Source organism: Breoghania corrubedonensis (assembly GCF_003053845.1).
Lineage (GTDB): Bacteria > Pseudomonadota > Alphaproteobacteria > Rhizobiales > Stappiaceae > Breoghania > Breoghania corrubedonensis.
This window is the reverse complement of record NZ_QAYG01000015.1, coordinates 25,800-52,470: the sequence shown is the minus strand read 5'-3', so window position 1 is coordinate 52,470 and position 26,671 is coordinate 25,800. Positions and strand designations below refer to the sequence as shown.

The window sequence follows — 26,671 nt, the reverse complement described above, 5'->3', positions numbered from 1 at the left end:
TGACCACGCCAATGGTTCAAGCATGGAGGTCTCTCACCTATATTGTAGAACTCGTCCAGTCCTCCACCGTAGGTGGAGGTTTATCTAGGATGTAAAAAAGCCCCGGTGCAATGCGCCGGGGCGGTCAGAACGTGTGTGTCGTCAACGTCGAGCTTGTTACCCCCCGAACTTCGCCCGGATCACATCCCAAGCCCAGATCACGAAGGCCAGCACGGACGCCCCGGCCACGCCGGCGATCGCAAGCCACGTCATGCCCGCGAATTTCCAGCGTCGCACCTCGTCGATCACCGGCATGATGTCCTTTTCGATCTTCGCATTCGCGGTATCGGCCGCCGTCTTTGCGGCATCGGCGGCGTGGGCGGCGTCTTCCGCCCTCTCCTTGACAGCATCAACCTTGGCGTGGAGGTCGCGCCGGCTTGTGGAGGCCCGGCGCGTCTCCTTTTCCTGGTCGTCCTTTATCCCTTCGACGAGCCCGATCAGCCGCCCCAACTCTCGCTGGATATCGTGCAACGGATCGGTCATCGCCTTTTTCGTCCTGCCGCCAGCGCCGCGCCGGCGGCCGTCGCGATCGTGACCGGCATGGCAACCGGGTCGAACAGCCAGCGGATCGACATGTCCACCCACACGGCCGCCTGCGGCGGATAGGCGGCAATCGACCACCTTTGCGGGAATATTCCGCCCGACCACCAGAGAAAGTTGTAGAGCCAGAGCATCCACAGGTTCAGCACACCGGGGCCGAGCGCGGCCGTGACCAGAACCCAGAAGATCGGGTGGCTGAATCTCGCGGTCTGCCGCGCAGTGCCCTCGCTCGCCAGATGCCGTGCGGTTTCCTGTTCGGCCCGGATACGGTCAACCTCGGCGCGGACGGCCTCCACGGTCGTTTGCGCGCGGATGCGTTCGCGCTCCGTCTCGTTGTCGGCCCGCGCCTCCAGGTGCGCGAGCGCCTTGTCCACGATCCCGCCAAAGCCGAGCTTCAGCAGGAAGGAAACAGCGCCGGCGGCGATAGATGCGATCATGCAGCCCTCCTCCGCCAGGGCAGCCACCTGTCCAGGTATCCGCCGTCATCTAGCCGGGCGTAGAGCGCGAGGGCCGCACCCGCGATGACCATGCCGCCGATGACCATCGCAATCAGGTCGCCGCTACTCAGGGCTTCCTTCTGGCCCTCGATAACGTCGACCATCTCCCTGACCGGCGGGACGAGAACGGCAGCGCCGCCGCCGGCAGCAAGCCCCGCGCCGCCGGCCGTGCGCGATTTCGCAATCGGCTTCGGGTTCGGCAAAGGCGCCGGAGCAAGCAGAACGGGTTCGCTCGCACCGCCTTCTCTCTCCTCCCAGCCCTGCCATTTGCCGGCACGCAACTGATCGGACTTTCGCGCCATGCGTCGCGCATAGGCGCCGCCGAGGCCTCCGCCATTGTAGACGTCCTCGATGCGTGCGAAGTCGCGGTTCCGAAGCGCCTCGCCCAAACGCTTGTTGTGCAGGAAACTCGCGAAGGCGCGCAGCTGGTGCTTCTCGCTGTCGCAGAAGGCTGCCCACATCTGCCGCGCGGATGTGAAGCCGCAAAGGCTGTAGTTGAAGCCCATGATCTGGAAGCGGCCCATGCTGATCGATCTGAGTGCGGCCTCCTCGTCGATCTCGATCGCACGGGCCAGCAGGACGTAGCGCTGATCGGCCGTGGCCTGGTCGCTGTAGCCGCCAGCCTTGGGCGCAATCCATTTCTTGCGCGCCAGACCCGCCTGCACCGCGCGCTTGCGGGCGGTACCGGACAGGTTCCTGTAAATCCAGTGCTTCTCGAACAGGATCTTGATACGGCCGTCCGGGAACCAGCCGAAGCCGTTGCTCTCCACCTCGGCGATCGCCTCAAGATCGGCCGGGTGACAGCCGATCTCCCTTGCCAGCGCTGCCATGGCGTCATCCGACACCGCTTCCGCCCTGCCCTTTCCAAGTTCCATGTGTCTATCCTTCCGCCCAATAAAAAACCCGGCTCAGAGGCCGGGTCTCGTTCGTGGTTCCAGTCGGATCCGGGAAGCCTATTTCTTCGACTTTCCGGAAATCTCGGTTACGTAGCCTTTGGATTTGTCCAGCCGGTGCGTCGCCGTGTCGATGATCAGATCCTCGTCATCGAGGCCGGCGCGAACGCGGGCGAATTTCAGCGGGGCACCCGCGCGGATCGACGTGTCTCCCGGCACGCTGACAGATGCGGTCAATCCGCCCCGCATCAGTTCCCTTGCCTTCGCCTGGGCTGCCTTGTCCGCTTCTGCAGGGCTCGCAAAGGGTTCCGGGATGCGATAGGTCGCCTCCCCGTCCGGATCCGCATCCACACCGATTTCCTTGCGCTTCGCCTCGTCGCGGTCCTGATAGTAGGCGACCACCTTCCTGTACTTGGCGCGGTCCGCGAACTGGTACCGGCATGTACCGGTAATCACCCGCTCCGGCGTGATGATCACGGTCGCAAGCGCCTGGCCGGACGCCGCCGCGCCAGCCCCCTTCTCGACAAACACCAGCCGCCCTTCCTTCACCGTGAAGAGCGCGTTGTGCCGCTCGGCAAGACGCTGGAGAAAGTGCATGTCGGATTCGTCCTGCTGGCCGAGCCAGTCATAGACATGCGAGCCGATCTTTCCGCTCACGACAGGCGTCAGCCCATTCTCGCCGGCGATCTCCTCGATGATGTCACCAAGGGTCTTGTGGTCCCAATGGCGCTCTTTCCGTTCCTTCATCTTGCCCGCGCGCAAATCGGCGGATCGGCCCGTGATCGTCATCGAATACGGCAGGCACCCGCCGGAAACCTGGTCGACGGTAAAGCCGCCCATGTCGCGCAGGCCTGCGCCCACATAGCCCAGCTGCACCCGGACAAGCGCGCCGCGGCGCGGCAGTGCGAGGAACGCCGGCGGACCATCCGCCAGCTCCATCGACACGGTGTCGGCGCGCGCGCCATCGCGATCCGCCACGGCCAGCGAGATCAGCCGTTCATAGAACGCCCCGGCGACCGGCTGGCCGTCGACCGTCACGATTGCTCTTGGTTGCATGGTATGAGCCTATTCGCACCAGCTCTGCCGGTGGCCGCCGGCAGAGGGACGGGCAAGGTGTTCCCCGATAAGGGTGGACGCGATCGCCATCCCGTTCAGTCCCACAAGGTCACGAGAGAAGCCGTCGGCTCGGAGAAGGTGATATCGGGGACAGTGAGGACCGTTCCCACCGGCAAGAACACGCCACGCGCCGCGATGCCCGGGTTGGCGTCGAGAAGCGTTTCCGTAGCTCCCGCCGTCCGCCCATAGGCGCGCAGTGCCACGAGGTCGACCGTGTCTCCTTCGATCGAGCGGATCGTCGTCACCATGCCCGTCTCCTCAGGCAAAAAGGGTCACGAAGGAATTCAGCGGCGATGCCGCCGGCGTTTCGGTATAGCGCAGCAGCTTTATCCGATAGGCATTCTTGCGCGGCTGCCCGAAGGCATCGTGATAGCTGCGGTCCTCGGAAATCGACTGGATCGTATGGTAGCCGAATATGGTGCCACCGAGAGAGACCATCATCAGGGCCACGCCCGTCTGTGCGGCCTGCCGCAGGCCTTCCAGGCTCGCGGTCCCACCGAACTCCTGCGGAAAGATCGCGCCCTTGATCTCGATCTCGTCTTCGCCGGGCCCGGTCCACTGCAGGGCGTCGAAGCGCTGTGCGACAGCCTGCTTCGCCCAGGGCGTGGAAAGGGTCCGTCCCACGTCCTCGTAGGAAAACCCCAGCGCCTCGAACGCGAAACCTCCAAGCGCCATTCCCGTCGGTCCTGCCATTTCTTGCGATCTCCGCTTGCTGCCCGGTTTCTGCCAATTCTAGTCGGTGTAAGCTTCCCGCAACGCGTTCCCAACCGCTTCGCCGACGGCCTTGCCCGCCTCCTCACCTATCGCGGCAGGATCGGCGTTTGTCGTCGCATGCACCGTTACCGAGACGGGCACGGAGAGCGCTGGCGGCGGGTTCATCACGCGCACATCCTGTGTCCCCTTCGGGCGCAGAAGAGCTTCGATCGACTGCCCCGAAAGACTGATATCGGCAGGCCCTGGCCGCCCGCCGGAAAGACTGGACTGGTGGGAGGACGGGAGCCCGGAGACAGCCGCCTCGCTGCGCCTGAAGGCAAGCGGTGCCTTGACGAAGCCTCCCTTGGTGTCTGCCCCCTTGCCGGACGCACGAAAGCCTCCGAAACTTCCGAGCGTGTAGTCCCCGCCGGGCGCCAGATGCATGCGGGATGAAGCCCGACGATTGCGTCGATGAACCTCGCCGATCAGATCCTTGTTCTTCGATTTGTCCGTCTGGTTCGACAGCGCCCAAGCCGCGGCAACTGCGCCCAGAGCGAGCGGGTGTTTTGCGATACGCCCCAGACGCGCCAGCATTCCGCCCTTCGCAACTTTTCCGGCAACTCCTCCGGCAACTCCCGCAGCGCCCGCAGCCGCTTCGCCGCGCAGGATCCACTTCACCGCCCTGTAGGCTTTGCCGCCAGCCTTCGCCAGGGAGATCAACTCGCCGGTCATCATGGCGATCCCGCCGGCGGCCACGGCCCAATCCACCGCGCTCATCTCGGCGCCGGCCTTGCCGAGCTGCGACAGCCCGGCCGCAATCACGGTCCAGCGCACCAGGCGGCTGCCAAGCCCGAAGGTGACCAGGGCGCCGGCCAGCTTCAGCAATTTCACGGCGGTCAGCCCCAGCACGATCGCCCCGCCGATCGACATGACGCTCCCCATCCCGGATATCCCCTCGCCGACCCCCGACAAGACCTCGACCGCGCCCTTGCCACCGGCGAGCGCATCGAAGGCGGCGCGGAAGTTCTCGCCGATCTCCTTGAACTTCAGGGAAATCTGCCCAAGCCGATCCGTATCGGCCTCGAACGTGGCGACGTTCCCGAAAATGCCGCCTTCCAGCCAGTCGCCCAGGCTGGACAGCATTCCCGCTCCATCCTTGAAACCAAGCCCCGCGCCGAGCCCGTCCAGCCCGGCCTTGATCTTGTCGAAGACCGTCACGCGCTGATCCAGCGTGTCGAAGATACCGGAGAGCCGTTCGGCGCCGGCGCCCAGCGGACCGGCCATGATCGAGCCCAGCTGGATACCGATCGCCCTCAGGTGGTTCCCCAATCGCCGGATGCGCCCTATGTCGGTCGCAACCTTGTTGGCATATTCCGCCTGAACCGATCCCGCGATCTTCGCCTCGTCGCCCGCCAGCCTGAAGGCCTGAGCAAGCAGCTTCGGGTTCTTCATCAGCTTGCCGAAATCGTCGGAGAAATCCTGCCCGACGAGATCCTGAATTGCCTTCGCGCCGTCCGGATCCTTGTTGAGTGCTTCAAACAGCGCCATCAACGCAGCCGGACCGTTCTCCTTCTTCAGTTTCGACCACTGCTTGAACGAGAGGCCGACCATCTTGAAGGCGCGCTCCACCTTCGGCCCGCCCTTCACCATCTTGTTGGCGAAGGCGTTCATGCCACGCGCCGCCGTTTCCGTCACGATGCCGGCGGCCGTCATGGCAGCGCCCACCGCCGCCATCTGGTCGGGCAGCAGGTTCAGCGTATCTGCCGCACCCGCCGCCCGGTTCGTGAAATTCAGGATCTCGCTCGCCTTCGCCGCCATCGAGTTCGACAGAAAGTTCGTCGTGTTGGCGAGGTGTTCGAACTTCTCCTGGTTGAGCGAATAGACGTTGCCGAGCTTGGCGAAAATGTTGCCGGCATCGCTCGCGGCCATGTCGAAGGCGACGGTCGCCTTGGCGGTGAATTCCGTGAACCGGGCGAGCCGTTCGACCGCAATGCCCGCCTGTCCGGCTTCCGCCATGATTTCCGTCAGGCCGCCGGCGGAGATGCCGGAGAGCGTCGTCGACATCTTGAGGATCTGCTTGCGCAGTTGATCGAGCCCCGCCGGCGTCGTGTCGATGACCTTGCGCACTTCGGCGAACTTGTCCTCGAAGTCGAATGCGGCACCGAGCGTATTGCGGAACCCGATATAGGCGCCGCCAAGGGCAACGAGGCGACGGGCATATCCGCCGATCGCACTCGCCGCCGCAGGTCCGGCCATGCGGTTGTTGAACCGGCTGCCCGCGGCCGACAGCCGGTTCAACGTGCCGAGAAGTCCCTTGCCCTTGCCACTGAGCCGGTCGTCGAGACCGATACGCAGCGTCGATTTCAGGAGGCCCATATCATGGTTTCCATGTCAGGTTTCCTTGATGACTTGCCCGATGCGCACAGCTATCGCGTGATAGGCGAGCGCGTCGTCGGCCCGCATGGCGAGGACCATCGGCAAGGGGGTGCTGAGGACGTGCGCGATCAGCGCCGCCGTTTCCCGCCAGGGGCGGCGGACGATCCTGCCGCCGAAAGCGGCGGCTAGGCGTTCTGCGTAAAAAAACTTCCCACCAGCGGCTCGATCTTTTTCAGGATCACGTCGAGGTCGCTCGCCTTGATCTTGCGCGTGACCGCCTCGGTTGTGCCCGAAAGAGCAGCGATCAGAAGGATGGTCTTGCCGATACCGCCCTGGGCGGCATCGGTCGCGGCCAGGTCGCCGAGTTCCGCCTCGCGGAAGGTCAGCTTGTCGATGGTCTTGCCGTCGTGGGTCACCGGCTTCTTGAGGGTAACCTCAACGGTTTCCGTTTCACTCATGGTCGTTCCTCGATTTCAGAAAATGAAGGGATGTGCTGCGGTGGCCGGCGCTCAGCCGTTCAGCAGCAGGGCGGCGCGGATGTCACCGGTCTGGGAGACGCCGCCGACCGAAACGTTGAAGGGGTCCACCTCGAGCAGCTCCTCGCCGTCGACCTCGAGCTTGTAGTAGCGGATGGAGATGTTGTGGTCGTTCTCGCCCACTTCGCCGGTCTTCCATGTGCCGGGATCGTGGCTCTTCAGAAAGCCGCGCATGTAGGCAACGGCGGGGTGGACCGTGCCGTCCTCGTCGACCAGCGCGCCGGTCGCCATGAACGACTTCTCCACACCGGGCTTCAGGCCGACGAGCTTGATCACCTGCGGGTCGAACGCCGTCATCTTGAAGCCGGGCTCCATCTTCTCGAACCCGAGCTTCACCTCGATCGGCATGACCATGCCGGCATTGCGCACCTCCTCCACCTTCTCGGAAGGAACGGGCAGCGTGATTTCCGACGCCTGCCCGATCTTCGAATACGTGTCGACGAAGATCGTGCAGTCGCGCAGGATGTAACGGGGGAGTTCCGACATGGGAAAACCTCAAGACATGGGCCGGTCGGTGCCGGCATCGTTGAAGGAATGATCAGGCGACGGTAAGCGCGCCGCCCTCGATCTCGCTGATCACCTCGGAAATCAGCCGGTCGTAATAGAGGATGTTGCGGTAGGCGATGATGCGGATGTCCTCCATCGGCGCCGGCGGCTCGAACTCGACGGAGAAGGTGACGCGGCCCTGGGCAAGTTCGGTCGCTTCGTTGAGATCGGCCTCGATCCACATCCGCCCGCCCAGGATCGCGCCTTCCGCCTTGAGCGTGCGCAGGAAGGCGTTGCCGCTCTCGATCGCCATCTTGAGATTGGCCTTCGAAAAGGGACGGTCGACGAACTCGAGGAACGCACTCTCGATCGCCTCGTTGATGAAATCCGCCGTGCGCACGACCGAGAAGAACTTCCACAGCGATTCCGATCCGCACCCCCGGTTGCCCCAGGTCCGGAAGCCCGTGCCGTCGATATTGACGATCGTGGCGACGTCGTTCTCGTTGAGATAGTCGGTCTGGTCGCCGTAGGAGATCGGCCGGTTGATGCCCGCAATACCGTTGATCAGCTTGTTGGACTCCGACCACCAGAACCCCTGTTCGCGGTCGAGCCGTGCCTGGACGCCCACGAAGTAGGGGGCGGCCGGCATCGGCAGATAGGCGTCCAGCGTTTCGTCCCAGACGAGCACGCGCGGATCCACCACCTTGATCCGGCGGGAATTGAGAAGCCCGCGATAGGCGACGGCCGCTTCGTCGGTCGTGTCGGGACCGTCGACCCATGCCACGGCCTTCAGCTTGTCGAGGACGCCCGCGAGTTCCACCACGACGGGATTGGCCACCGCGCCGACGGTCGCCGTCGCAGCCGCTGTCGTGCCGGTCTCGTCGGTGATGGTCACCGTGGGCACGCCGTAGCCGGAGCCGTGCCGGGTGACGGCAATCGCGGTGATCACGCCGCCGGTCACGACTGCCACGGCCTGCGCGCCGGCACCATCGCCGTCATCGGTTATGGTGATGGTCGGATTGTCGGAATAGCCCGTGCCGCCGGCGCTCACCTGGATTGACTGGATGCCGTCAGTCGGAGACCCGCCGGTATAGCCCGCCACGCAGTTCAGCCGCGGCTTCAGGCCGAGCATCGGACGCGCTTTCAGGAAGGCGTGAACGCCGGTCATGGTCGTCGGATCGCCGACAAGGTTCGTCCACGTCTCAGGCGTATCCGCCCCTTCCTCCACGCGCACGATCACCATGTAGGTGCCGACCTGCGCGTTGACGGCATCGACCGCGTCCTTCAGCGTTCCGGCTTCGCCCAGCTTTGCCGCCTTGGCAAACTGCGGTCCCTTGAGGAGGACCGGCGTGTTGAGCGGAAATACAGCCGCATCGGCATCGGGCGCGGTCCCGATGAAGCCGACGACGGCGGACTGCGCGGTCCTGATCAGAACCGGCGTTTCCGCCGATTGAGATACCCGCGTACCGTGATGGAAGGCGATATCCGCCATGGCTGTCTCCTTCGATGGTGCCCTTCACGCGGGCATGAAAAAACCCGGCGCAAGGGCCGGGCGGAAAACGATCTTTGTCTCGGCAGGACAGCGGCCTGCGAGCTGTGAAGCTTCAACCCGGTACGTCGCCCCTCCCTACACCCAGATCCGGAACACCAGCTTGAATTCGCCGTCCGTCAGATATGCGACGTTCGACGTGCCGCTGGTGTATGGCACGCCGATGGAAGAGGATTGCGAATAGGCCATTCCGCAGACCGTATCGTCGGCCCAGATGCCGCCCGCGCGCCACGAGCTGTTGTAGAACGTGGTCAGCGCGATCGGCACCTCGGCGCCTCTGACGTGTCCTGTGGCAGCACCGTCGACAACGCACCGCAGAACCGCGGCCCATTGCTTCGGCACCTCGCCCAAGCCGTGCGCCCATGTGTAGGCTCCGGTTGCGGAGACGTCGATTTCATCGCTTTCGATGATCTGCGGCCGGGCGGCCGCAAGAGCCGCCTTGAGCGTGGCTGCGTCCGGGAACTTGCCATTCGTGCCGGCAGTGACATCGGCCAGCGTCGCCTCGTTGATCGACAGCGTGCGGTTGGCCGAGAGATTGCCGCCGCCGGTGAGCCCGGTTCCGGCCGAAATCGTCCTGGACGACTGGACGAAGTTCGCCGCGGCCGATCCGCCGAGCGTTGCTGCGTTGATCCCGCCGGCGGCATTGAGAGCGGCAACCGCTTGCGCCGGCGACGACGGGCGAGCGTAGTTGTTCGTGCCGGGCTCTCCGCCCACCGCGACCTGTGTCATGAAGTAGTTGATCGTGCCGTTCAGCCCGGTGAACTCGGAGCGGAGAAGTCTGGCCGTAATGTCTCCGGCAGCATCCCGCCGGACGAGCGTGTTCGCCGCATTGGCGGTGGACGGGCCCGCGCCCTGCACGAGATCCGCGTCGAGCCCGGACCCGGCGCCATCGACGGTCTTGAGCTTGGCGAGTACATCGGCGGCCGTATAGCTCGCCGCCGGCAGCTTGGTCGCCAGGCTCGACAGGATCGCCGCGATGTCGCTGTCATTGTCCTGCAATGCGGCGGCAAGTTCGGCGATGGTGTCGAGCGCCGCGGCCGGCGCACCGCCCAGCAGTGTGGCGATCTGGGCGTCCACATAGGCGGTATCCGCCAGCCCGGTAATGGCGGCCGCGATATCGCCGGCGATCTGGACGCCCGTGCGCGCATCGGCAATGCCGTAGCCGGCAAGCGTCGTCGGCGTCTCCGTCAGGTCCGCGAAGGCGTGCGTGTGGCCGATGTCGGACTTCGTGGCAAGCCCCGCATTGAGATCCGCCGAGGTCGCCCGATCGGCGATGTCGGCCGCATGCGTGTCGAGCACGCCCTTGATCGAGCCCAGCACGGCTTGCACCGTGCTCCCCGTGAGGCCGGCGATCGCGGCCGCCGTGATCTTGTCGGCCGAGTAGTCGCCAAGCTGCGCGGTGATGTTGCCGGTCCGCCCAAAGATCGATGTGACCTCGGAGCCGACCGGCACATAGGAGACCGTCCAGCCGGAGCCGTCGTAGATCTTCTTCACCCCATCGACGGTGTTCCAGTACTCGGCGCCGGCCGCAAGCGGATCGCCGTTGAGGTCCGTTGCCGGATCGGTAGGGAACGCTCCCAGAAAGACCCGCGATTGCGCCGCATAAAGCGCCTGAAGAGTGACGATCGCGGCCTCGGAGCGGTCCGCATCGTCGGACGTCGCGGCCGCGAAGGCATTCGCGATGTCGGCCTTCTGGACGGCCAGGTCCGCCTTTTCTCCCGCGAGATCGGCGGCAGCCTGAGCGGCCTGCCGATCGGCCTCGACCGCATCGACGGCCGACATCACTTCGGCGATCGCCTCCGCCGTATCCGACGGCGAGGCCGCCGTGATCGTCCAGCCGCCATGTGCGCCAGCCCCCGACACCCGATCGATATCGACGGTGAGTTCGCCGGTGCCCGCATCCCAGGAGACGACCTCGCCGAGCATGGCGGTCTGCGGGCTCTCCATCCGGTAGATCGCCACATAGGCCGGCGGCGCATAGCGCAGGCGCTCGCCCTCATCGACGATGAAGGTCTTGCCGCCAGTCGCGACCTGGTGCTCGGTCTGGCTCGTCACCCGCAACATCAGGCCGACATTGGCCGCCTCGTAGACCTCATTGATCAGCGGCAGCAGAACGTCGTTCGCCTTCTCGCGAAAGACCACGCGGCCTTCCTCGATCACGGCGTCGAGCGTGTCGCGCTGGTCCTCGTTGGCGGCGATCCGCGCGTCCACGTCCTTGAACCGGCGGTTCCAGAATGAAGGATCGCCCAGATTGTCGCCGCGCTTGATCAGATAGTCGCCGTACCTGTTCGGCATGGTCGCTCTCCAGGATGGATCAGGCCGAGACCGGCGTCGCGCTGGCGATCGCGTCGGCGGGCAGCTCGTTCAGCACCTTGCCCTTGACGGTGGGATAGGTGCCGCGCGGACGGAAAGTCGTGCGGCGAAACGTGGTGACTTTGGCGAATTTCACCTCGTAGGTCGTGTCCGGCTCATAGGCGGGCGTTTTCTTGGCGGTCATGGGAGATCTCCTAGAATTCGATGTCGACGCGCTCTTCGACGAGAAAGACGTCGAGCGCGGTGGTGGTGGTGCCCGACGCGACGATCTGGAACGAGGCGACCGGGGCATCCAGGTTGAAGGTCATGACGCGGCGCAGCCGGTTGTCGGGCAGCGCGGTGTCCTCGACCACGTCCGGGCTCTCGTCGACGCCGCCGGCCCGCAGCACGGCGGTGAATGTGTGATGGGGGGCGTTCCAGTTGCCGAGCGACCACTCGACCCGCACCGTGTCCGACGCGCCCGCCAGAATGCGCGGCGTGGAGATGTGCTTGAAGGTCGTGCGCGGCCGCTCCACGCTCACCTCAGACCCGGCGAGAAACAGCCCGGCATGCAGATCCGGCGTGCCCTGGAAGACCGCCTGCAGCGGCAGCAGCGGCGGCAGGCCGGCGAGCGCGTTGGTGGAGATCTCGGAGACCGGCACCCAGCCCGTGTTGAGCTGCACCTGGAAGGTCAGGTCGCAGGCGTCAGGCGTTACCATCGACGAGAGCAGATCGATGCCGGCGATGCCGCCGTCGAGATTGAGCGGCTGCAGATCGACCGCCACGCGGGAGCCTGAGAACTTCGCAAAGCGCAGGCCGAACATCATGTCCTTGGTGATGTCGCCGGCGAAATAGGCGCCGTCCGTGCTGTAAAAGAACGTGCCCGAGAGATAGGCGCCGCCGTCCGCCATGCCGATATAGTGGTCGCCCTGCGTGGTCAGCACCATCGCGTAACGCTTGCCGGCGGTCAGGTAGGTCGGCGTGAAGCTGACCGTGGTCGCCGCCGGGTACTGCCTGAGATTGAGGAAATCGATCGTCGTCTGCTGGATCGCGTTCGCCAGATCGGGCGTGCCGGACGGGGTCAGTTCGCAGATGGTCAGATGCACGTTGCCCGACGTGCCGCGCCGCGTGAAAGTGAGATCGACGCCGGTCAGCCACCCGGCCTGCGAGTTGAGGAAGGTCTGCGCGACCTGGGCACCGTTCAGCGTGTAGGTCGAGGTGACGACGTCCCAATAGGGCTCCTCGTAGCTGTCCGTCCAGAACTGCGCGATGCGATAGGACAGGTGGTTGTGGGTGTGTTCGCGGAAGCTCTCGACCACTTCGAAGGTCTCGCCGTCGCGCGTGAAGATGTTGGTGACCGGGTCGTAGCTGCCCGACCGCCACCAGGCGGAATTCGTGCAGACCTCGAAGATCTGCCCGAACCGGATGCGCTGCCGCGACATGGCCTTCTGCACGACGTCAAACGAAGTCTGCGTGTACTGCGTGATCGACTGCTCGCCGACATAGCCGGTGACCGACGTGCGCAGGGCGCTCGTGAACTTCGGCAGCAACAGGCCGTTGGTCAGCGTCACCTGGGCGTTGATCGAGGAGAACAGCGCCAGCTCGCTCGTCGCCTTGTTGGCGGGAGCAAACCGGATGCCTTCCTCGACCTTGGCGAGATATTCCAGATCTTCCGTGTCGGTCTCGTCCTCGTCGAGGAAATGATCGGCGCCGTAATCGGCATAGTCATCCGGCAGGCCGGCGGCTTCCTTCAACCGCGCGACATCGCCGGCGACCTGAAACAGATCCTCGCTCGTCACCCGGCCGCTCTGAGCGTTGGAGAGGTTCGCGACATCGGTGGCGATGGTGGAGATCCGCGGCTCGGCGAGCGCCTGCCAGTCCTCGATCACGTCGAGACGCTGGTCGTTGCGCCGGCTGGAGGCCAGATCGTTCACCGTGTTGGTGATGATCTCCTCGATGCCGGTCGGCGTCAGGATCACGTAGGCGATCGCGATGCGGTCGAGCGGGATCGTGGGATATTGCGGATCGCCGCTTTCCACCCCGCCGATGGTGCCCAGATTGGCGATGCGCGCGCGCTCCAGGTTGACCTGGCGGGCTTCGGTTTCCTCGGTTTCCAGGTTCACCACGAAGTCGCGATATTCGGGCGACTGGTCGACGGACGCGCCCCAGACGACGATCGCCACCGCGACCTTGTTCGCCACCGGCTGATACTCAACCAGATCCCGCGTCGCGGCGGCCCGCGTCACGTACATCTTGCCGGCGCTCACATAGATGCCGGGCGCGATCGTCACCTCGAAGGTGCCGGAGCCGGTGACGGTGAAGCCGGCATAGGCCTGGCCGTCATGGATGGCGTACTTGACCAGGGCGTCCACACCGGCTTGGGCATAGTCCTGCATCGCCATGAAGTCGGAGGCCGGAACCTCCTGGTAGTCGTTGATGATCACCTGACGGTCGGTCATGCGGGGCTCCTCAAGCGCGTGTCATCCGGCCGGCGCGGATGTCCTGGCCGGCAAAAAGGGTTTGCCCGGCCGTAAACGGCCGGTAGGTGCGCGTGTCGATCAGGATGCGATCGGACAGCCGTTTGGCGGACTTGAGCGCGGCGAAGGTTCGCTCAAGCCGTGCCTTGTCCACGCGGGCGGCAAAGGCGCCGGCGGGACTGGCGCCCGCAAAGAAACTGTTCTTCAGCCCGCGGCCGGGGATCGAGGTCTTCAGCTCCGCCGTGTGCGCCGGAACGGCAAGGCGCGTGACGCCGGCGAACGCGGTTGCCTTGCGCGGTTCCGCCGGTGCCAGATCGTCCTGGATCGGGATGCGTTCGAAGATCCGTTCAGCCGCCGTCGGATACCCCGCATAGCGCATCAGCGCCGGAGCGCTCGCAAACCAGGCGCGGCCGATGGCACGCGGATCGGAGCCGATCGCCGGCAGGATGCCGTTGCCGGTGCCCGCCGGGCGGAGCGGGCGGGCAAGCGCCGGATCGTCGATGCCCGGTTCGGCCGAGATCGGCGCGACGGTGGACGCGGCCGTGGAGGACAACGCAAACCGGCGCCCGGCGGCAAAGGACGCCGCAAGACGGCGGCCGAGCGCACGCCGCAGGATCACGCAGCGGACACCGTCCGCATCGGTGGCGATGCCGATGACCGTCTCCGCGCCATCGCGGATCAGCACCGCGCGCGGGCGGCGACGTTCGGCCGCCGTCGAGGGCCAGGCGGTCCGGCGCGGCAGAAAGAAAGGATGCGCTGCGCCGCCGGCATAGATCGCCTTGCGGCGCCCAAACCCCGGAGAAGCGCGGTAGATGCGCACCTGCGGCAGGCTTTCCAGCCAGGCAAGCCGCTGTTCGACCGTATCGGAACCACCGGCAAAGAACTTCTCCGGCGGGCGATGAACGCCCAGGATCTTCGCCCCGGCCATTGCGGCGTAGGCTTGCATTCCGGCAAGCGTGCCCTTGATCCGGTGATGACGGACGGCCGCGCGGATCACGTTGCGCTTCTTCGCCTCGTCCCAGTCCCCGTCCCAAAAGTCGACGGAAAAGGCCGCGGCCAAGTGAGGCAAGAACTCCGCCGGACAGCGGTCCGGGCTCCACAGATCCGCGAGCGGAACGGGTATGTCCAGGACACGCGACGCAACGCGGGCAAGCGATAGCTCGAGCGCGGTCGCGTTGGCCGGCAGGATGGTGGCGCCATCGAAACTATTGGCAAATCTCACGGCAGCACCTCCATCGCAACCGTGATGGCCGAGCACCACAGCGCCTCATCCGCTGCGGCAACGAGATCGGCCGCGGGAGACGCCACGCGCACGGCCTGCACGTTGGAGACATGCGCGGCAGCAATGATCGAGGACAGATAGACGGCCTGTCCGACCTGGTGACGCGAGGCGGCCAGCGTGCCGAGCGCCGTCTTCGCCGCCGCCTGCAGCACGGCCGGATCCGGACCGGCCGGCACGACGAGCGTGACGGAGATCTCGAAAGCCGTGATGGTCGCCGGCTTGACGGTGACCGCATCGGTCAGCGGCCGAATATCGTCCTGCATCAGCCGAGACCGCACGGCTGCGACGAGGTCGGCCGAGGCGGTCCCGTCCCCTTCGCGCGAGAGCACCGCGACCGTCACAGCACCCGGCTGCGGCACGGAAAGCCCGACGCCCTTGACACGCGCGTCGGCAGCCCTTGCATGATACTCGTAGGCGCCGGCCGGCCCGGCTGCCGCGAAGGCTTCCAGCGACAGCAGGACGCGGGCGCGGAAGTCGGCATCGCTTTCCCCGGAAAAGCGCACCGTGCCGAAGAGCGCAGCGAGATGATCGAGATCAGAGCCCGCCGCATGGGTGATCAGCACCGCGCGCGCCGCATCGTTGACGCGCCCGCGCAGCAGCAGCTCGAAATATCCTTCGGCTTCCTGCGCGATCCGCAACGGATCGGTCTCCAGCGCGCCGACATCGTAGCCCGGCCAGAGTTCAACGAGCCGCGCCAGGCGCGCCACGATGATCGCCTCGTAGTCGAGCGTCTCGATGACGTCGGGCGCGGCAAGAGCGGTCAGGTCCGGGGCGGCAAAGCGGGTCATTGTCTCACCATCACGCGCGTCCGCGCGTCCTCCTCGATCGAGAAGTCGCCAAGGTGGCCGCGCGGGTAGTAGGTGCCGGAGAGCGCGAGGACGATCGAACCGGACGGCCCGGCGTCCGCAATTGCCACGGACCGCAATGCGAACCTTGGTTCCCACCGGTCGATCGCAATCGCGGCCGCCACGAAGACAGCCAGCACCACGCGATCATTCATGGGTGCATCGATCAGCAAGGGGATGTCGGACCCGAAATCACGACGCATGACGCGCGAGCCGATGCGGGTGGTCAGGATCTTCCCGATCGACTGCTCCACATGCGGCCAGCCTTCGAGCCCCTGTCCCGTGATCGCATCGACGCCGGAGGACGACACAGTCATCTATTCCTTGGCATCCGTCATCGTCGAGGCATTGCCCTCACGCGAGATTTTGCCCTTCGCCTTGCCTTTCGACACCGGTGCGATCTTGCCGTCGATCCGGAGGTACTTCGCCTCGCGCGCGGTGAGAGCCAGCGGCTCGCCGACATTCTTCCACGTCCCCGCGAAGAACCCCGCGATCGCGACCTCGTAGGTTTCGATTTCCATTGGCTTGCTCCTTCAATCAGCGGCGAAAACCCGCGATGAACCTTCGGCGATGGGATGCAATCCGGCAGACGATCCGTAGGTCACCCGGACCATGTCCCCGATGCGGGCGACCTTCTTCCCGCCGTCCTCGCCGAGTTGGACGGACGGCGATTTCACGATGACCTTCGGCGCCGTGACGGTTGTCCGCTCGTCGGCCACCTCGATGCGAACGCTGCCCTTCGTCACGACAGCTTCCGGCCCATCGTGCGGGCGCGGGTTCGCCGTCGAGGGGATCGACATGTCGATCTCCCCGTCGGTCAGGTCGCCGCTTTCGGAAACGACCGTGACCTGCTGCCCGACCGATGGCGGAATGTGCGTCTTGATGTCCCCGGCCGCGATCTCCTTCCACGGCATCCAGGGGCCCACATACGGCGTGCCGCCGGGTTCGGAGATCCGGACCCGGGCAAGCCCCTTCTTGTGGTCGATCTCGCTCACGGTGCCCGTCCGCTTGCGGTTGCGGGCGCGGCGTTCCAGTTCCGCCAGACGCCGATAGATGTCAGAGAACTGATTGGCCAGATCCTGCATGCTCATGCGGACGGCCCCGGCCCTGCGAGTGTCACGCTATCGAAATCCGGCGATGTCGCTTCCGCCTGAAGGGGAGGCGTGAGGTTCAACGCCCGCGCTTCGTCTGTCGAAAGGCCGCGTTGTGCCTGGGTGATCTTCCAGGCACGCGGATCACCGGCGACAAGTCCCCTGATCACCGGCTCCAGAAACGCAAGCTCTGCGTCGCCGGCAATAAGCGCCAGGGCTTTCGGCCAGATGCCGGTGAGAGCGGCGCCGACTGCCGGGTCGCGCAAGGTCTTGCAATGCACTTTCACCTGCCGTCCGGCAAACCGTGGTCCGCCGTCCGCCTTTGCTCCGCGCAAGATATCCACGGCGACAACCTTGGAAACGATCGAGCGCCAGAGATCCGCCCATTCGTTTTCCGGATCCATCAGCGCCGCGAATGCCTGCCGGTGCAGCACATCCAACGTCAGTTCAAGGCCGGCGTCGGTCACCGGCATGCCTTGCTCGGTGATCTCCCGCCCGCCCTCGTCCCGGACCGACATCTGCGCCGTGATGCCGAACTCCAGCACGAGCGCCATCTCCGCAGCGCCTTCGAAGAGATCGCGCCCCACCGGTTGCGAGCGCCCCTCATCCACATAGACCGAAATGAAGGGCTGCTTTTCTTCAGCCGCTGCCGCATCGATTGGCGCGATCTCGCTGTCGCGCACGGCCTCGCCCGCCCATGTCGCGCCCGACAGCGCCTTGACCGTCGACAATCGGAGAAGGAGACAGACCAGGCTCATGACTTGAGGCTCATTTGCAGGACGAGACGGCTGCGCTGATCAGGATCGACACGGGCGACTTCGAAGCGCGGCGCCCCCGAACGGTCCGTCGCGACAACCTGGTCGCCCTTGCGAAGCGTCAGCGCCGCCGGGTACGCATCCGGATCGACATGCAGTTCGGCCTCACCGCCGGCAATAAGCGTCGACCATGATCGGGATCCCACACCGCCAAGATCGTCCTGACCGCCGGATACCCTGAGGTGCGCGGCGTCGATATCGAAGGCTGGACGGTCGGGATCAGACACCGTGTCGTACTGCCCGCGCCGCATCGGCTCGACCCGAACGGTTTCGCCAAGTTCGGCATCGACCACCCGGCGAAGCGCCGCCAGGTGGTCTTTCCAGGGACCACTCACCCGGTTGTCTCACCGGTGGCAGCCTGGGGCTCGGCGGACTTCCCCGCGGCGCCATATGCGACCGCGAAGCGGTTCTCGATCAGGCTACGCCCATAGCTTTCCGGCACCGATACGGGCTTGTGCGGTTCAACGCACAGATCCTTTTCGGTGCCGGCGATCTGCTTGGGGATGATCAGGCCCCGGGGAGACATGATCCTGATTTTCTTCTCAGCCATGATTCCCCCCTCAGGTCAGCGTCAGCTCGCGCAGCGCCTGCGGACGCGTGCAGAGCGAAACCGCGTTCATCTGCACTTCGAGGTGCCGCCCCTTGCCGTTCGCCATCTTGTACTGGTGCATGTAGAACGGCAGGCCGAGTGGAGGCAGCTCGTTGACCGTGTCCTCGTAGTCGGGCGGCGCGAACCGGGTGATGAAGAGTTCGGGAACGCCGACAGGCACGACACGCGCCTTGTTGGCGGCGATGTAGGACGCCCCGAGATCGGTCGTCGCCTTCGCCCCCGTCTTGTAGCGCTCCCATGTCGCTCCGCCGAATTCGAACACGTCCGGCACATCCTGGCGCAGAACGACCGCGCCGGCGTTGTACATGAACGTCTCGCGCACCGACTTGTGCTGCCACATCGTCTTGTGAAAGTCGCGGCCGGTGAAGACGTGCAGGCCGGAATAGGGTTCGTCGAGATCGTCCTCGATCGAGTAGACGACATCCTGCCAGAGGCTCGAGACGTTGGTGGCATCGACATCGAGTTCCAGAGAGACCGGCGCGGGGACCGCGATGCCGAAGCGGCTGTAGAGGTCCTCCAAAACTGCGCCGGACTTCGACGTGATGATGCCCTTGACGGCGCCGACACGCTGATGCTCCAGCGTCATGGTTAGGTCTTGCCCGTGCCGAGCCCCCTTCCGCTCGACCCGGTCCTGCAGGGTCTCAAGTTCGTCCGTACTGCCGAAGCGAATGATGCCCTGCACTTCATCGGCCCTGACAGCGTCATCACGTTGGTAGTGGGGGATATCGAAAGGCAGCTTGCGACGCTTTTCGTCGTCGACGGTCTCACCGGGACCGCCGCGTTCCGACGGCTCCACAAGCCCCAGCTTGCCGTCGCGCAGTTCGATGGAGACGCGGGTCGAGGTTACCCCGTCTTCATCAAAAATCCCGGTCGCAGAGATCTGGCCGGGACGGTAGGGTTCGGAATTGACTGCGGCGGTAAGGCTCCGCATGGAGAAGCCATCGCCCTCCCAGATATCGACTTCATCAGGCATGATCTTCTCCTTAGCGCGTCTTGATCCCGGCCGAGCCGAGCTGTGTCTGTTTCGCCCTCACCTTGGCGGCGCTGTCGACCGAGGCGTGGTAGATCAGCATCGGCGCCTTGACCTCGGCATCGGCCGACGTCACCACGGCCTCGACGTCCGCGGCGGTAGCGTCGACGCCGTAGCCGAGGATTGCCGAGGCGGTCTCCGCCCCCTCCTTGCCGGCGGTCTCGGCATCGGGCGAGACGACATACGTCTCCGTCGCCGTCACCTGGCCGAGGACGGTCCCCGCCTCGAGCACGCCTTCTCCGGACGCGATCGTGACCACGTCGCGCGACCGGCTTCCGTTGGCCTCGCTCAGCAGGTACGCGAGGTTGCGCGCCTTCTCCGTTTTCATGTCCATGGTCGTCAGCCCTTCTTCTGTGCGTCACGGCGCGCGGCGTAGATCGCACCCGGCTTCAGCGCGGTGCGACGACCGCTCTGGCCGTCTTCGCCGGATCCCTTGACCTGCCCGGGTGCGGCCTGCCCCGCCGCAGCGAGGCGACGGCGTTCGAACTCCGCCGGCTTCGGGTCGTCGTTGGCCGGGCTTGCAGCCTCGCCCGTCGCGCTTGCCGTCGCCTTCGGCGCTGCGGCCAGCATTTTGACCGCATCCGCGCTCGACGTTTCGGTGTCGTAGGCGAGATGTTCCGCAAGCCCTTCACGGCCCTCGGCCTCTTCGCAGGTCATGATTGCCTTGATGCGAGCCTTGGCTTCGGAAGCACCCTCCGATTTCGCCGTAGCCCGTTCGGCGGCCGTGGTGTCGTCCGCCGCAGTGTTGCCAGCCATGGATGTCTCCTTGCTCTGACGGGTGGGAGCGGCGGTCGCCGCCTTCGACCGGTCGTCATCATCGAACGACCAGCCTTTCCTCGACGCGAGCGCGACGAGTTTCCTGGGAGTGTCTGAAAAGATCCGGTAGTCGAAGGCGGTCGCGGCAAGCGAGCGGACCTTGTCCGTGCGATCCGCGTATCCCTGCTCGACGGCCTCATCGCCCGTCATCCAGGTCGTGTCCTTCATCGCCTGGCGCACCTCCTCGACCGCCTGTCCGCTACGATCGGCATAGATCGACGCCATCTGGTCGGCCTGCTTGTCGAGCAGGGCGCGCGACTTCTCGTGGTCTTCGGCCGTTCCGAAGGCGTATCCGGCCGGATCGTGGATCATCATCATCGCGCCGGACCGCATGACGATCTCGTCGCCGGCCATCGCGATGACGGAGGCCGCCGAGGCGGCGACCGCATCGACGATCATCGTGACCTGGCCCTTGTGCGCCGTCAGTGCGTTGTAGATGGCGATGCCGTCGTCGATGTATCCGCCACCGGAATTCACCCGCACAGTCACGTCGTTCGACCACCCGTGCTCGGTCAAGGCTTCCTGGACTTCGAGAGCCGTGAACCCTTCGCCCCAATAGCTCTCGCCGACGAACCCGTAGAGCAGAAGTTCGCCGTTCGAAATCGTCACTGACATGATTGTCTCCTCAGCCGAACCGGATCCGGCGGGCATAACGCCGCCTCTTCACGCGGCCGCCATTCTTCAGGATGCAGGCGTCTTCGAACTTCGCGATCTCACGCTCCAGAAGCGTGAGGTTGGCGCGGGAATATTCGACCTCCTCCTCGCCGAACCGGACGCGCTCCGCCTGCCCGCCAGCAACAATCGTGAGGCGGATCGAGCGAAGCCTCTCGGCGACCGCGCACGGATCGCTCGTATCCAGAACGTCATTGCGGATCCTGATTTCGCTCATGAGGTAACGTCCTTCGCGGCCGGCCCGTCGGACGGATCGGTGTTGCCCGCGGCAGTTGCCCGCTCATACGGACTGCGCATGCCGACCGCGAGGTAGCGTTCGTGCGTGCGGTGGCGCTCTTCGAAAAGCTCGTCCGGATCGACGCCGAGTTCGGCGGCCTCGATCTCTACCGACGACGTACCATTTGCCAGTCGCTCGCTTGACGCTTTCGCGCTCCTCAGATCATCGGCGGTCGGCTTTGCCGGGCCCTGCCATTGCGCCCATGTGACGTCATCCCGGTTGGCCTCGAACGCTGCGAGTCCGCCCTTGAGCGGGAGACGCCCTGTCGCGATCTCCTCCTCAAGCCAAAGCTCGTAGACGGTTTGTGTAACCGGTGCCGCGATCCGTTCCCGCCGCCGGGCCACGACCGGCCAGATCGAGGAATTCTCCATCCGCGTCGACGAATACGTCGCGTTCGTGTGATCCATCGTCAGCGCGCCGTAGGTGATCCCGACGGAGCGCGCCATGTCCCGGCTGAGACTTGCAGAAAGCGGCTGGTACTGCGGACCCGGCGTATTCGCCGTCTTGAACTCGAAGTCCTCACCTGGCGCCAGATGCGAAACCTGAGGATCGCTTCCGACCGTCAGACGACTTTCGGCCGCCCGCTCCAGGCTGCCGTTCAGATAGCCCACAAACTCCGAGACGTATTCCGACCCGGAAGAAGACGAATCCTCGCCGCGAATATCCTTGATCGCATCCAGAGCCTCGAAGGCGTCGGCCGACGGTTGATCGCTCGTCAGGACCGCGGCAAAGAACGTCTGAAGGATCGACGTCTGCAGGGTGACGTCTTCCAGCGTCTCATGCTGCAGGTGCTTGCGGATCCCCGCCGCCATGACCGAAATACCGCGCACGTCCGTCGCATCCACCGGATCAAACACGTGGAGGAATGCTGTGCGGCCTTCTCCGTCACGCGCCGGATAGCGCACTTTCGTCCAGAACCCGTTCCGCTTCTCCTCCAGCAGGAAGGCGGACACCCGACCGTTGTCGTCGTGATAAACGCCTTGGAAAAGCCCTGCGAATTCGTTCGTGTCCTGCACGAGCCGGGTCGGGGGCACGAGGCAGAGTTTCGTCCCGGTCCGGATCCCATAGCGCCGGCGCACCGATGCCGGCATGTAGTCGAGAATCCCGGTTACCTCGCCGTAGACGATGTGCCAACGAAGCGCGATATCCACCTGTTGCGGCAACGTAAACTTTCCGCGAAAGTCGCATTCAGCCGCATTCCACGCGTACTTCTTCCAGCGCTTCTTCACCAGCCGGATGAAGTCCGTCGTCTCTTTCTGGTCATATCCCAGATGCGCGAGATCGGGCTGCGGGTTCAGCACCAGCTCGACCCCGACCGTATCGGCGAGCACCTGGTCGACCATGCCCTTGAGCCGGCCGGAATTCTGCACGATGTCGAGAGCGAGGGACGCCGCCTGCCGCCAGGACCGCCGGATATCATCGCGGCTGTCGGAGAGCGACGCATGTCGCGAACGGATGATGCCCGTCGGCGTGTCGCGCAAGTAACGCGCGGTCGACCGAGGTCCGGCGCCACCAGCCGATTTCGCAGGCTTCTTGCCTGTCAGCCGCTGAAGGAACCTCATCGACGCTTCCACTTGTTGCGACGCGCCTCGCGCTTGCGCGACCTATCTGGCGCCGGCGGCTGATCGTTTTGCGTACCAGACGGTGCCGAGGCCGGAGCCGGCCCCTGCTTTGCAGATGCGGCAGCCATCGCTTCCAGCCGTACACTCAACGGTGACAGCAGATCGGGATTGCGCAGTTCTTCGGGAACGCCACGCTCCTTGGCGAGCATCAGCCAGTCGGCTTCCGTCTTGCGGTGCAGGCCGAGGTGATCGGCCATCGCCATCCCGTAGATCCGGCAATCGAGGAGGTGGTTTTCCCCGCTCTCCTTCCAGACCTTGCGCCGGCGCCCCCGATGGAGTTCGTCCGTCAGGTATTCCGCCGTGATCTGCTTGAAGAAATTGACGCCGAGAAACGCGCCGTAATGGCAATAACCGGGCGGGTCGAACTCCTGTCCGCCGGACATCCCGACCTTGCGCAGGTTCGTGTAGAACTCAGCCTTGAGCGACCAGGTCCCCACAGGCCAGAGCGTGGCGCCACGACGCTTCTTCTTGCCACCGATCCGGATATCGACCTTTGACGGTGTGCCGATCGCCGGCGTTGTCCATCCCGGCAGTCCCTTGATCGCATAGGCGCGGGGCCGTGAGCGGACGAACGTATAGACCTGGTTCGCCCGCCCGCCGTCGCCGGCATCGATCGCCATCGCATCAAGCTGACGCTGGCCTCCAAAGGAATCGGAGAACCACTCGTCGTAGAGCGCGGCGAGCAGGAGAAACGCCCCGCCATTGGCGTCGGTCGTATCGCCTTCGAGCCAACGGGCCGTTACCGTCCAGCTCTGCTTGTCGGGCGCGAATGCGATGACCTCCGCCCAGATCCCGGTGTGCTGGACGTCGCATCCAGCGGTCAGCAGGAGCCCGCGCGGCGGGATCACCCCTTCCGCATACTCCTCGCGCCGCTCCATCAGGCGCTCGAAGTCCGGAGCATCGCCCCGCATCTCGTAGGCAAGCCCGAGCCAGATGTTCCAGAATGTCTTTTCCTTGCGCGGATCGCCCTTCGCCTGGACGAACTTCTCCGCGATCTTGTCCCAGGTCGTCAGCTGCGACGTCAGCGCGTCTACATGGAAGGACGGATAGAGGCCGTCCTCCGAGTTCGTCGCAACAAATTTCGCGGTGCGCAGCATCGCGGGTTTTTCGTGCGGCTCGATGATGCAGCCTGTTTCCTGACAAACGTAATAAGGCTCGTAAGGCGGCTTCGTCTTGTGTTTGAAATTCTCGAACAGCAGCCGGATGCGCGCGCCACATTGCGGGCATTTGCAGAAGAGGAACCGCTGATCGCCGGCCTCAAAATCAGCATCGATCCGGCTCGAGCCCTTGATCGTGGGCGTGGAGATCTCGAAGATCTTCCAGTCGGCCGACGCGTGGAACGAAATGAACCGGCCTTCAAACAGCTCCCACGGATCGCCCTGCCCTTCCAGGTCGTCCGGCCATTCGTCGACCTCGTCGGCAACCGCATATTTCAGGGTCTTCGAGCGGAGGTCCGGCGCGGAATTCGCGTTCAGCAGATTGAGCGTGCCGCCCGGAAACTTCTTCTTCTTCGCTGTCGAGCCATCGCCGGAACGCGAAAGCTGCTTGCGGATCTTCTTGTTGAGCGCCGACGTGTGCTCGATCGTCGGCGTCAGCTTCTCCGAATTGAAATCGTTGCGCGCCTCGTCGGTCGGCAGGACATAGGCCATGTTGGCCGGTGCCCCTTCGATCAGGGAGCCGAGCCAGGCAAGCCCCGCAATGGACAAGCCGGTCTGTGCCGACTTGCGCACCACCACCCGATTGTGTGGGCTGTCCGGCCCGAGCAGGTCGATGATTTCGGCAACGTAGGGGGTGAGCGTCGGGTCCCAGCGCTCGGAGGCGCGCGGCCCGTCAGGCACATACAGATGATCCTTTGCCCACGCGGACGGAACGATCGGCTTCGGCGGAGTGAGAACGGCGGCAAGAGCGCCGGCAACGATCGGAAGCGCCTTGGCGAAGGTCGTGTTCATTCCTCGTCCCCGTCGCTCTCGTCTTCGCCCAGAAGTCTCATTTTCTCTGCAAGCTTCAGCCGCAGCTCGCGCGCCTTGATCTTCAGCGCATCGCGCAGTGCCGGGACGCCGCCGCGGGACACGGCCGCTGCCAGGTCGTCAGCACCGGCCGGCAACTGGTCGATTGCCCGCACCAGACTTTCCGCGCACCGGATCATCGCGTCCTCAACCTCCGCAATCGGCAGAAGTTGGCCGCGCTGCTTGGCAAGCTCGATTTCCTTGAGATCGGCGTCGTATTCGGCCTTGCGCGCCTGCTGGTAGCTGTAGGCCTTTGTGTTCGATCCGGTCGGCGCGTCGGCATTCGTCGCGTCCATCTCGGCCGACATCTGCCGCGTCGTCTCGGCACCGGCAAGCCGCGCCGGATCGGTCACTTCGTCCGCAGCGGCATCCCACTGCGCGACATTCACCAGCGTCCGTCTACCTTCCCGGCGCACGGTGACCAGCCCGGCCTCCTCGAACCGCCTCAGGCGCTTCGAGATCGCCGGGTGAGAAACCCCTTTCATCTCCGCCAACTGACGCACGCCGACCCAGATGCCATCGGTAACCGGTTCGCTCATTTCGGTAACCTTGGTAACCTTTGGTAACCCGGCCCAAACCCTGAAAAACTAGCCCACTTTCGCGCGGCAGCGCGCCCGCGGGGTTGGTTGCGGGGGTACGGTCCCTAAGGGGTTGGGGGTGCCTGGCCCGAGGCCGAGGCGGGTGTTTTTCAGGAGGCCGTGCCCTGCATCAGGCGGCGGATTTCGTGTTCGATCTTCGGCGGCAGTTCGCGTGCGGCGGTTTCGTCGAAGGCCTTGCGGCTTTCGTCCTTCACGATCTCCTTCGGGACCGCCGGCCCCCACATCTTCTCGATCGGGAAGCGATCCGCACTGGTGCGGTGGAAAACGTGGCCGCCGAGCGCGCCGATGCGTGGGCCGAACGCGCTCTTGAACACCTGGCGCTTGCCCCAAGGCGCGGCCGACACACCACGACGGACCTGTCGGGCCTTGAACTCTTTCAGGCTGATGAAACCGCCGCGCGAAATGATCAGGTATTCGAGCGCCTGATAGTTCGCCCGGATCCTTTGCAGTCCGCCCTTTTTGGTGACCTTGCTCTGGCTGAGCCCGACCTGCTTGGCGACGACGCGGCGAACAATCGTGAACGTCTTGTCACCGGTGCGATTGATCCCGCGCCGAAACGCGGCCCGTGCCTTGTTCGAGCCGAGCGTATTCCTGGCTGCGGCCGCGAGGCGGACGACGCCGCCGCCCTCCCACTGATAGGTGACAGCCGACATCCATCCGCCCACGAAAAAACCGGCTCGGGCGCCCTGCCCGGCCGGTTCTGATCTCCAGATCTAATCTAGCGTGAGAAAGCTATGTCAAATCCAAGCCGCGAGTCAAGCGGTCTTGCGGGGTGGCGCATCAGCCATCGTGTCACCACGTACGCCGTGTTCGCGGAACACCACGCCCACCAGCGCTTCCGCATCCGTTCCGATCCACGGCTCGAACGGTGCGCGCGGGCCGGTCGCCTCGTGGTCGGCGAGCCTGCCGCGAAGCAATGCCTGAAGGAACGCAAGACCCATCCACCACGCCTGATATCGTGCCCAAGCCTCGCGCGTCACCTCGATCGACGGGCGCAATTCCAGTTCGCACCCGACGACATCATCCCGCCAGCCGCGCAGGCCCTTCACCCGCTCGCGGATCAGCGCCGGCTTTCCGTTCGCCCCGATCACCGCCCGCAACTCCGGCCGATAGTCCCACGACGGCCGCCCGCCGGTGATGCCGTAGCAAATCACCATCCCGCGCGCGTCCGGCTCCATCGACCTGATCGCATCCCCGATCGTCAAAGCATCGCGATGGATATCCCCCGAACCGAACCGGCTCCCGCCCCGGCCATCGACCAGCGTGCCCAGTTGCGCCAGCCGTTCGATCGGCTCCCACGCCGAGGCGGCATAGCCGGCCCCGTATGCCTCCTCCCCGAATTCATGTGCGACGCCCTGATCTCCCAGCGTCCAATGCACCAGCGCTTCAATGTCGATGATTTTCCGCATTCTGCCGCCCTTCCAACCTATCTAACCTTGCCAACCTATAAAAAGAATAGGTTGGAGCCGAATACACACTTCATATCAATGCCTTACGCCCCGTTTCCAACCT

The 26,671-nt window shown here is 65.0% G+C and carries 31 protein-coding genes; 1 reads left to right on the top strand and 30 read right to left on the bottom strand.

Annotation, left to right across the window (positions count from 1 at the left end):
* Nucleotides 1–156: 156 nt before the first annotated feature.
* The 7 genes from C8N35_RS22850 to C8N35_RS22820 form a co-directional block, all read right to left on the bottom strand.
* On the bottom strand, nt 157–522 hold the full coding sequence (locus tag C8N35_RS22850; RefSeq protein WP_107992067.1) for a DUF1515 family protein: 366 nt from the start codon (nt 520–522) through the stop codon (nt 157–159).
* The gene (locus C8N35_RS22845) at nt 519–1,016 is read right to left on the bottom strand and encodes a hypothetical protein (RefSeq protein ID WP_107992066.1); all 498 of its coding nucleotides are present in this window, start codon (nt 1,014–1,016) and stop codon (nt 519–521) included. Before C8N35_RS22845 ends, C8N35_RS22850 begins: the two co-directional genes overlap by 4 nt.
* Nucleotides 1,013–1,951, bottom strand: a complete 939-nt coding sequence (locus tag C8N35_RS22840) for an N-acetylmuramidase family protein (protein WP_107992065.1) — start codon at nt 1,949–1,951, stop codon at nt 1,013–1,015. The genes C8N35_RS22845 and C8N35_RS22840 overlap by 4 nt, the downstream gene beginning before the upstream one ends.
* Before the next feature lie 78 nt (nt 1,952–2,029).
* Nucleotides 2,030–3,025, bottom strand: coding sequence for a phage late control D family protein (locus C8N35_RS22835; protein ID WP_107992064.1), 996 nt, complete (start codon nt 3,023–3,025; stop codon nt 2,030–2,032).
* Nucleotides 3,026–3,120: 95 nt separating this feature from the next.
* Entirely contained in the window at nt 3,121–3,333 is a 213-nt protein-coding gene (locus C8N35_RS22830; RefSeq protein WP_107992063.1) for a tail protein X, read from the bottom strand.
* Between the two features lie 10 nt (nt 3,334–3,343).
* Nucleotides 3,344–3,778, bottom strand: coding sequence for a phage tail protein (locus C8N35_RS22825; RefSeq protein ID WP_107992062.1), 435 nt, complete (start codon nt 3,776–3,778; stop codon nt 3,344–3,346).
* A gap of 39 nt (nt 3,779–3,817) precedes the next feature.
* A complete protein-coding gene (locus C8N35_RS22820; protein ID WP_107992061.1) occupies nt 3,818–6,154 on the bottom strand; it encodes a phage tail tape measure protein in 2,337 nt (778 codons plus the stop codon).
* Between the two features lie 3 nt (nt 6,155–6,157).
* Here C8N35_RS22820 and C8N35_RS23765 point away from each other — a divergent pair, with 3 nt between their 5' ends.
* Nucleotides 6,158–6,343: a hypothetical protein gene (locus tag C8N35_RS23765; protein ID WP_146177467.1), complete on the top strand. Its 186-nt coding sequence runs from the start codon at nt 6,158–6,160 to the stop codon at nt 6,341–6,343.
* Here C8N35_RS23765 and C8N35_RS22815 read toward each other — a convergent pair.
* From C8N35_RS22815 to C8N35_RS22705, 23 genes are all read right to left on the bottom strand, one after another.
* On the bottom strand, nt 6,340–6,612 hold the full coding sequence (locus C8N35_RS22815) for a phage tail assembly protein (protein WP_107992060.1): 273 nt from the start codon (nt 6,610–6,612) through the stop codon (nt 6,340–6,342). The genes C8N35_RS23765 and C8N35_RS22815 overlap by 4 nt on opposite strands.
* A 51-nt stretch (nt 6,613–6,663) precedes the next feature.
* A complete protein-coding gene (locus C8N35_RS22810; RefSeq protein WP_107992059.1) occupies nt 6,664–7,176 on the bottom strand; it encodes a phage major tail tube protein in 513 nt (170 codons plus the stop codon).
* Between the two features lie 52 nt (nt 7,177–7,228).
* Entirely contained in the window at nt 7,229–8,668 is a 1,440-nt protein-coding gene (locus C8N35_RS22805) for a phage tail sheath subtilisin-like domain-containing protein (protein WP_107992058.1), read from the bottom strand.
* A gap of 135 nt (nt 8,669–8,803) precedes the next feature.
* Entirely contained in the window at nt 8,804–11,020 is a 2,217-nt protein-coding gene (locus C8N35_RS22800) for an autotransporter outer membrane beta-barrel domain-containing protein (RefSeq protein ID WP_107992057.1), read from the bottom strand.
* Nucleotides 11,021–11,039: 19 nt separating this feature from the next.
* Nucleotides 11,040–11,222, bottom strand: a complete 183-nt coding sequence (locus C8N35_RS22795; protein WP_107992056.1) for a hypothetical protein — start codon at nt 11,220–11,222, stop codon at nt 11,040–11,042.
* A 10-nt stretch (nt 11,223–11,232) separates the two neighbouring features.
* Nucleotides 11,233–13,476: a hypothetical protein gene (locus C8N35_RS22790; RefSeq protein ID WP_107992055.1), complete on the bottom strand. Its 2,244-nt coding sequence runs from the start codon at nt 13,474–13,476 to the stop codon at nt 11,233–11,235.
* A gap of 10 nt (nt 13,477–13,486) precedes the next feature.
* Nucleotides 13,487–14,716: a phage tail protein I gene (locus tag C8N35_RS22785; RefSeq protein WP_170122224.1), complete on the bottom strand. Its 1,230-nt coding sequence runs from the start codon at nt 14,714–14,716 to the stop codon at nt 13,487–13,489.
* Nucleotides 14,713–15,564, bottom strand: a complete 852-nt coding sequence (locus C8N35_RS22780; protein WP_107992053.1) for a baseplate assembly protein — start codon at nt 15,562–15,564, stop codon at nt 14,713–14,715. The genes C8N35_RS22785 and C8N35_RS22780 overlap by 4 nt, the downstream gene beginning before the upstream one ends.
* Nucleotides 15,561–15,938, bottom strand: a complete 378-nt coding sequence (locus C8N35_RS22775; RefSeq protein ID WP_107992052.1) for a GPW/gp25 family protein — start codon at nt 15,936–15,938, stop codon at nt 15,561–15,563. Before C8N35_RS22775 ends, C8N35_RS22780 begins: the two co-directional genes overlap by 4 nt.
* Nucleotides 15,939–16,142, bottom strand: a complete 204-nt coding sequence (locus tag C8N35_RS22770) for a hypothetical protein (RefSeq protein WP_107992051.1) — start codon at nt 16,140–16,142, stop codon at nt 15,939–15,941. It abuts the gene before it with no gap.
* Between the two features lie 12 nt (nt 16,143–16,154).
* Nucleotides 16,155–16,712, bottom strand: a complete 558-nt coding sequence (locus C8N35_RS22765; protein WP_245926945.1) for a phage baseplate assembly protein V — start codon at nt 16,710–16,712, stop codon at nt 16,155–16,157.
* Nucleotides 16,709–17,470, bottom strand: a complete 762-nt coding sequence (locus C8N35_RS22760) for a hypothetical protein (protein WP_107992050.1) — start codon at nt 17,468–17,470, stop codon at nt 16,709–16,711. Before C8N35_RS22760 ends, C8N35_RS22765 begins: the two co-directional genes overlap by 4 nt.
* The gene (locus C8N35_RS22755) at nt 17,467–17,862 is read right to left on the bottom strand and encodes a hypothetical protein (protein ID WP_146177466.1); all 396 of its coding nucleotides are present in this window, start codon (nt 17,860–17,862) and stop codon (nt 17,467–17,469) included. The genes C8N35_RS22760 and C8N35_RS22755 overlap by 4 nt, the downstream gene beginning before the upstream one ends.
* Nucleotides 17,859–18,077, bottom strand: coding sequence for a hypothetical protein (locus tag C8N35_RS22750; RefSeq protein WP_107992048.1), 219 nt, complete (start codon nt 18,075–18,077; stop codon nt 17,859–17,861). The genes C8N35_RS22755 and C8N35_RS22750 overlap by 4 nt, the downstream gene beginning before the upstream one ends.
* Nucleotides 18,078–18,087: 10 nt before the next feature.
* Nucleotides 18,088–19,110, bottom strand: coding sequence for a major capsid protein (locus tag C8N35_RS22745; RefSeq protein ID WP_107992047.1), 1,023 nt, complete (start codon nt 19,108–19,110; stop codon nt 18,088–18,090).
* A 10-nt stretch (nt 19,111–19,120) separates the two neighbouring features.
* On the bottom strand, nt 19,121–19,501 hold the full coding sequence (locus C8N35_RS22740; protein ID WP_107992046.1) for a head decoration protein: 381 nt from the start codon (nt 19,499–19,501) through the stop codon (nt 19,121–19,123).
* A 5-nt stretch (nt 19,502–19,506) separates the two neighbouring features.
* Nucleotides 19,507–20,598 (bottom strand): head maturation protease, ClpP-related, encoded by a 1,092-nt coding sequence (locus C8N35_RS22735; RefSeq protein ID WP_170122223.1) that lies wholly within the window; start codon nt 20,596–20,598, stop codon nt 19,507–19,509.
* A 10-nt stretch (nt 20,599–20,608) separates the two neighbouring features.
* The gene (locus C8N35_RS22730; RefSeq protein WP_107992044.1) at nt 20,609–20,872 is read right to left on the bottom strand and encodes a hypothetical protein; all 264 of its coding nucleotides are present in this window, start codon (nt 20,870–20,872) and stop codon (nt 20,609–20,611) included.
* A complete protein-coding gene (locus tag C8N35_RS22725; protein WP_107992043.1) occupies nt 20,869–22,494 on the bottom strand; it encodes a phage portal protein in 1,626 nt (541 codons plus the stop codon). Before C8N35_RS22725 ends, C8N35_RS22730 begins: the two co-directional genes overlap by 4 nt.
* Nucleotides 22,491–24,503 carry a phage terminase large subunit family protein gene (locus tag C8N35_RS22720; protein WP_107992042.1) on the bottom strand — a complete coding sequence of 671 codons (2,013 nt, stop codon included), beginning with the start codon at nt 24,501–24,503 and terminating at the stop codon, nt 22,491–22,493. Before C8N35_RS22720 ends, C8N35_RS22725 begins: the two co-directional genes overlap by 4 nt.
* A complete protein-coding gene (locus C8N35_RS22715; RefSeq protein ID WP_107992041.1) occupies nt 24,500–25,099 on the bottom strand; it encodes a MarR family transcriptional regulator in 600 nt (199 codons plus the stop codon). The genes C8N35_RS22720 and C8N35_RS22715 overlap by 4 nt, the downstream gene beginning before the upstream one ends.
* 149 nt (nt 25,100–25,248) lie before the next feature.
* Nucleotides 25,249–25,812: a phage tail protein gene (locus C8N35_RS22710; protein ID WP_107992040.1), complete on the bottom strand. Its 564-nt coding sequence runs from the start codon at nt 25,810–25,812 to the stop codon at nt 25,249–25,251.
* Between the two features lie 102 nt (nt 25,813–25,914).
* Nucleotides 25,915–26,568, bottom strand: coding sequence for a hypothetical protein (locus tag C8N35_RS22705; protein ID WP_107992039.1), 654 nt, complete (start codon nt 26,566–26,568; stop codon nt 25,915–25,917).
* Between the last annotated feature and the right edge of the window lie 103 nt (nt 26,569–26,671).

Coding starts and splice junctions, on each gene's coding strand:
- C8N35_RS22850 (WP_107992067.1), bottom strand. CDS start 522: ATGACCGATCCGTTGCACGATATCCAGCGAGAGTTGGGGCGGCTGATC.
- C8N35_RS22845 (WP_107992066.1), bottom strand. CDS start 1,016: ATGATCGCATCTATCGCCGCCGGCGCTGTTTCCTTCCTGCTGAAGCTC.
- C8N35_RS22840 (WP_107992065.1), bottom strand. CDS start 1,951: ATGGAACTTGGAAAGGGCAGGGCGGAAGCGGTGTCGGATGACGCCATG.
- C8N35_RS22835 (WP_107992064.1), bottom strand. CDS start 3,025: ATGCAACCAAGAGCAATCGTGACGGTCGACGGCCAGCCGGTCGCCGGG.
- C8N35_RS22830 (WP_107992063.1), bottom strand. CDS start 3,333: ATGGTGACGACGATCCGCTCGATCGAAGGAGACACGGTCGACCTCGTG.
- C8N35_RS22825 (WP_107992062.1), bottom strand. CDS start 3,778: ATGGCAGGACCGACGGGAATGGCGCTTGGAGGTTTCGCGTTCGAGGCG.
- C8N35_RS22820 (WP_107992061.1), bottom strand. CDS start 6,154: ATGGGCCTCCTGAAATCGACGCTGCGTATCGGTCTCGACGACCGGCTC.
- C8N35_RS23765 (WP_146177467.1), top strand. CDS start 6,158: ATGGTTTCCATGTCAGGTTTCCTTGATGACTTGCCCGATGCGCACAGC.
- C8N35_RS22815 (WP_107992060.1), bottom strand. CDS start 6,612: ATGAGTGAAACGGAAACCGTTGAGGTTACCCTCAAGAAGCCGGTGACC.
- C8N35_RS22810 (WP_107992059.1), bottom strand. CDS start 7,176: ATGTCGGAACTCCCCCGTTACATCCTGCGCGACTGCACGATCTTCGTC.
- C8N35_RS22805 (WP_107992058.1), bottom strand. CDS start 8,668: ATGGCGGATATCGCCTTCCATCACGGTACGCGGGTATCTCAATCGGCG.
- C8N35_RS22800 (WP_107992057.1), bottom strand. CDS start 11,020: ATGCCGAACAGGTACGGCGACTATCTGATCAAGCGCGGCGACAATCTG.
- C8N35_RS22795 (WP_107992056.1), bottom strand. CDS start 11,222: ATGACCGCCAAGAAAACGCCCGCCTATGAGCCGGACACGACCTACGAG.
- C8N35_RS22790 (WP_107992055.1), bottom strand. CDS start 13,476: ATGACCGACCGTCAGGTGATCATCAACGACTACCAGGAGGTTCCGGCC.
- C8N35_RS22780 (WP_107992053.1), bottom strand. CDS start 15,564: ATGACCCGCTTTGCCGCCCCGGACCTGACCGCTCTTGCCGCGCCCGAC.
- C8N35_RS22775 (WP_107992052.1), bottom strand. CDS start 15,938: ATGACTGTGTCGTCCTCCGGCGTCGATGCGATCACGGGACAGGGGCTC.
- C8N35_RS22770 (WP_107992051.1), bottom strand. CDS start 16,142: ATGGAAATCGAAACCTACGAGGTCGCGATCGCGGGGTTCTTCGCGGGG.
- C8N35_RS22765 (WP_245926945.1), bottom strand. CDS start 16,712: ATGAGCATGCAGGATCTGGCCAATCAGTTCTCTGACATCTATCGGCGT.
- C8N35_RS22760 (WP_107992050.1), bottom strand. CDS start 17,470: ATGAGCCTGGTCTGTCTCCTTCTCCGATTGTCGACGGTCAAGGCGCTG.
- C8N35_RS22750 (WP_107992048.1), bottom strand. CDS start 18,077: ATGGCTGAGAAGAAAATCAGGATCATGTCTCCCCGGGGCCTGATCATC.
- C8N35_RS22745 (WP_107992047.1), bottom strand. CDS start 19,110: ATGCCTGATGAAGTCGATATCTGGGAGGGCGATGGCTTCTCCATGCGG.
- C8N35_RS22740 (WP_107992046.1), bottom strand. CDS start 19,501: ATGGACATGAAAACGGAGAAGGCGCGCAACCTCGCGTACCTGCTGAGC.
- C8N35_RS22735 (WP_170122223.1), bottom strand. CDS start 20,598: ATGTCAGTGACGATTTCGAACGGCGAACTTCTGCTCTACGGGTTCGTC.
- C8N35_RS22730 (WP_107992044.1), bottom strand. CDS start 20,872: ATGAGCGAAATCAGGATCCGCAATGACGTTCTGGATACGAGCGATCCG.
- C8N35_RS22725 (WP_107992043.1), bottom strand. CDS start 22,494: ATGAGGTTCCTTCAGCGGCTGACAGGCAAGAAGCCTGCGAAATCGGCT.
- C8N35_RS22720 (WP_107992042.1), bottom strand. CDS start 24,503: ATGAACACGACCTTCGCCAAGGCGCTTCCGATCGTTGCCGGCGCTCTT.
- C8N35_RS22715 (WP_107992041.1), bottom strand. CDS start 25,099: ATGAGCGAACCGGTTACCGATGGCATCTGGGTCGGCGTGCGTCAGTTG.
- C8N35_RS22710 (WP_107992040.1), bottom strand. CDS start 25,812: ATGTCGGCTGTCACCTATCAGTGGGAGGGCGGCGGCGTCGTCCGCCTC.
- C8N35_RS22705 (WP_107992039.1), bottom strand. CDS start 26,568: ATGCGGAAAATCATCGACATTGAAGCGCTGGTGCATTGGACGCTGGGA.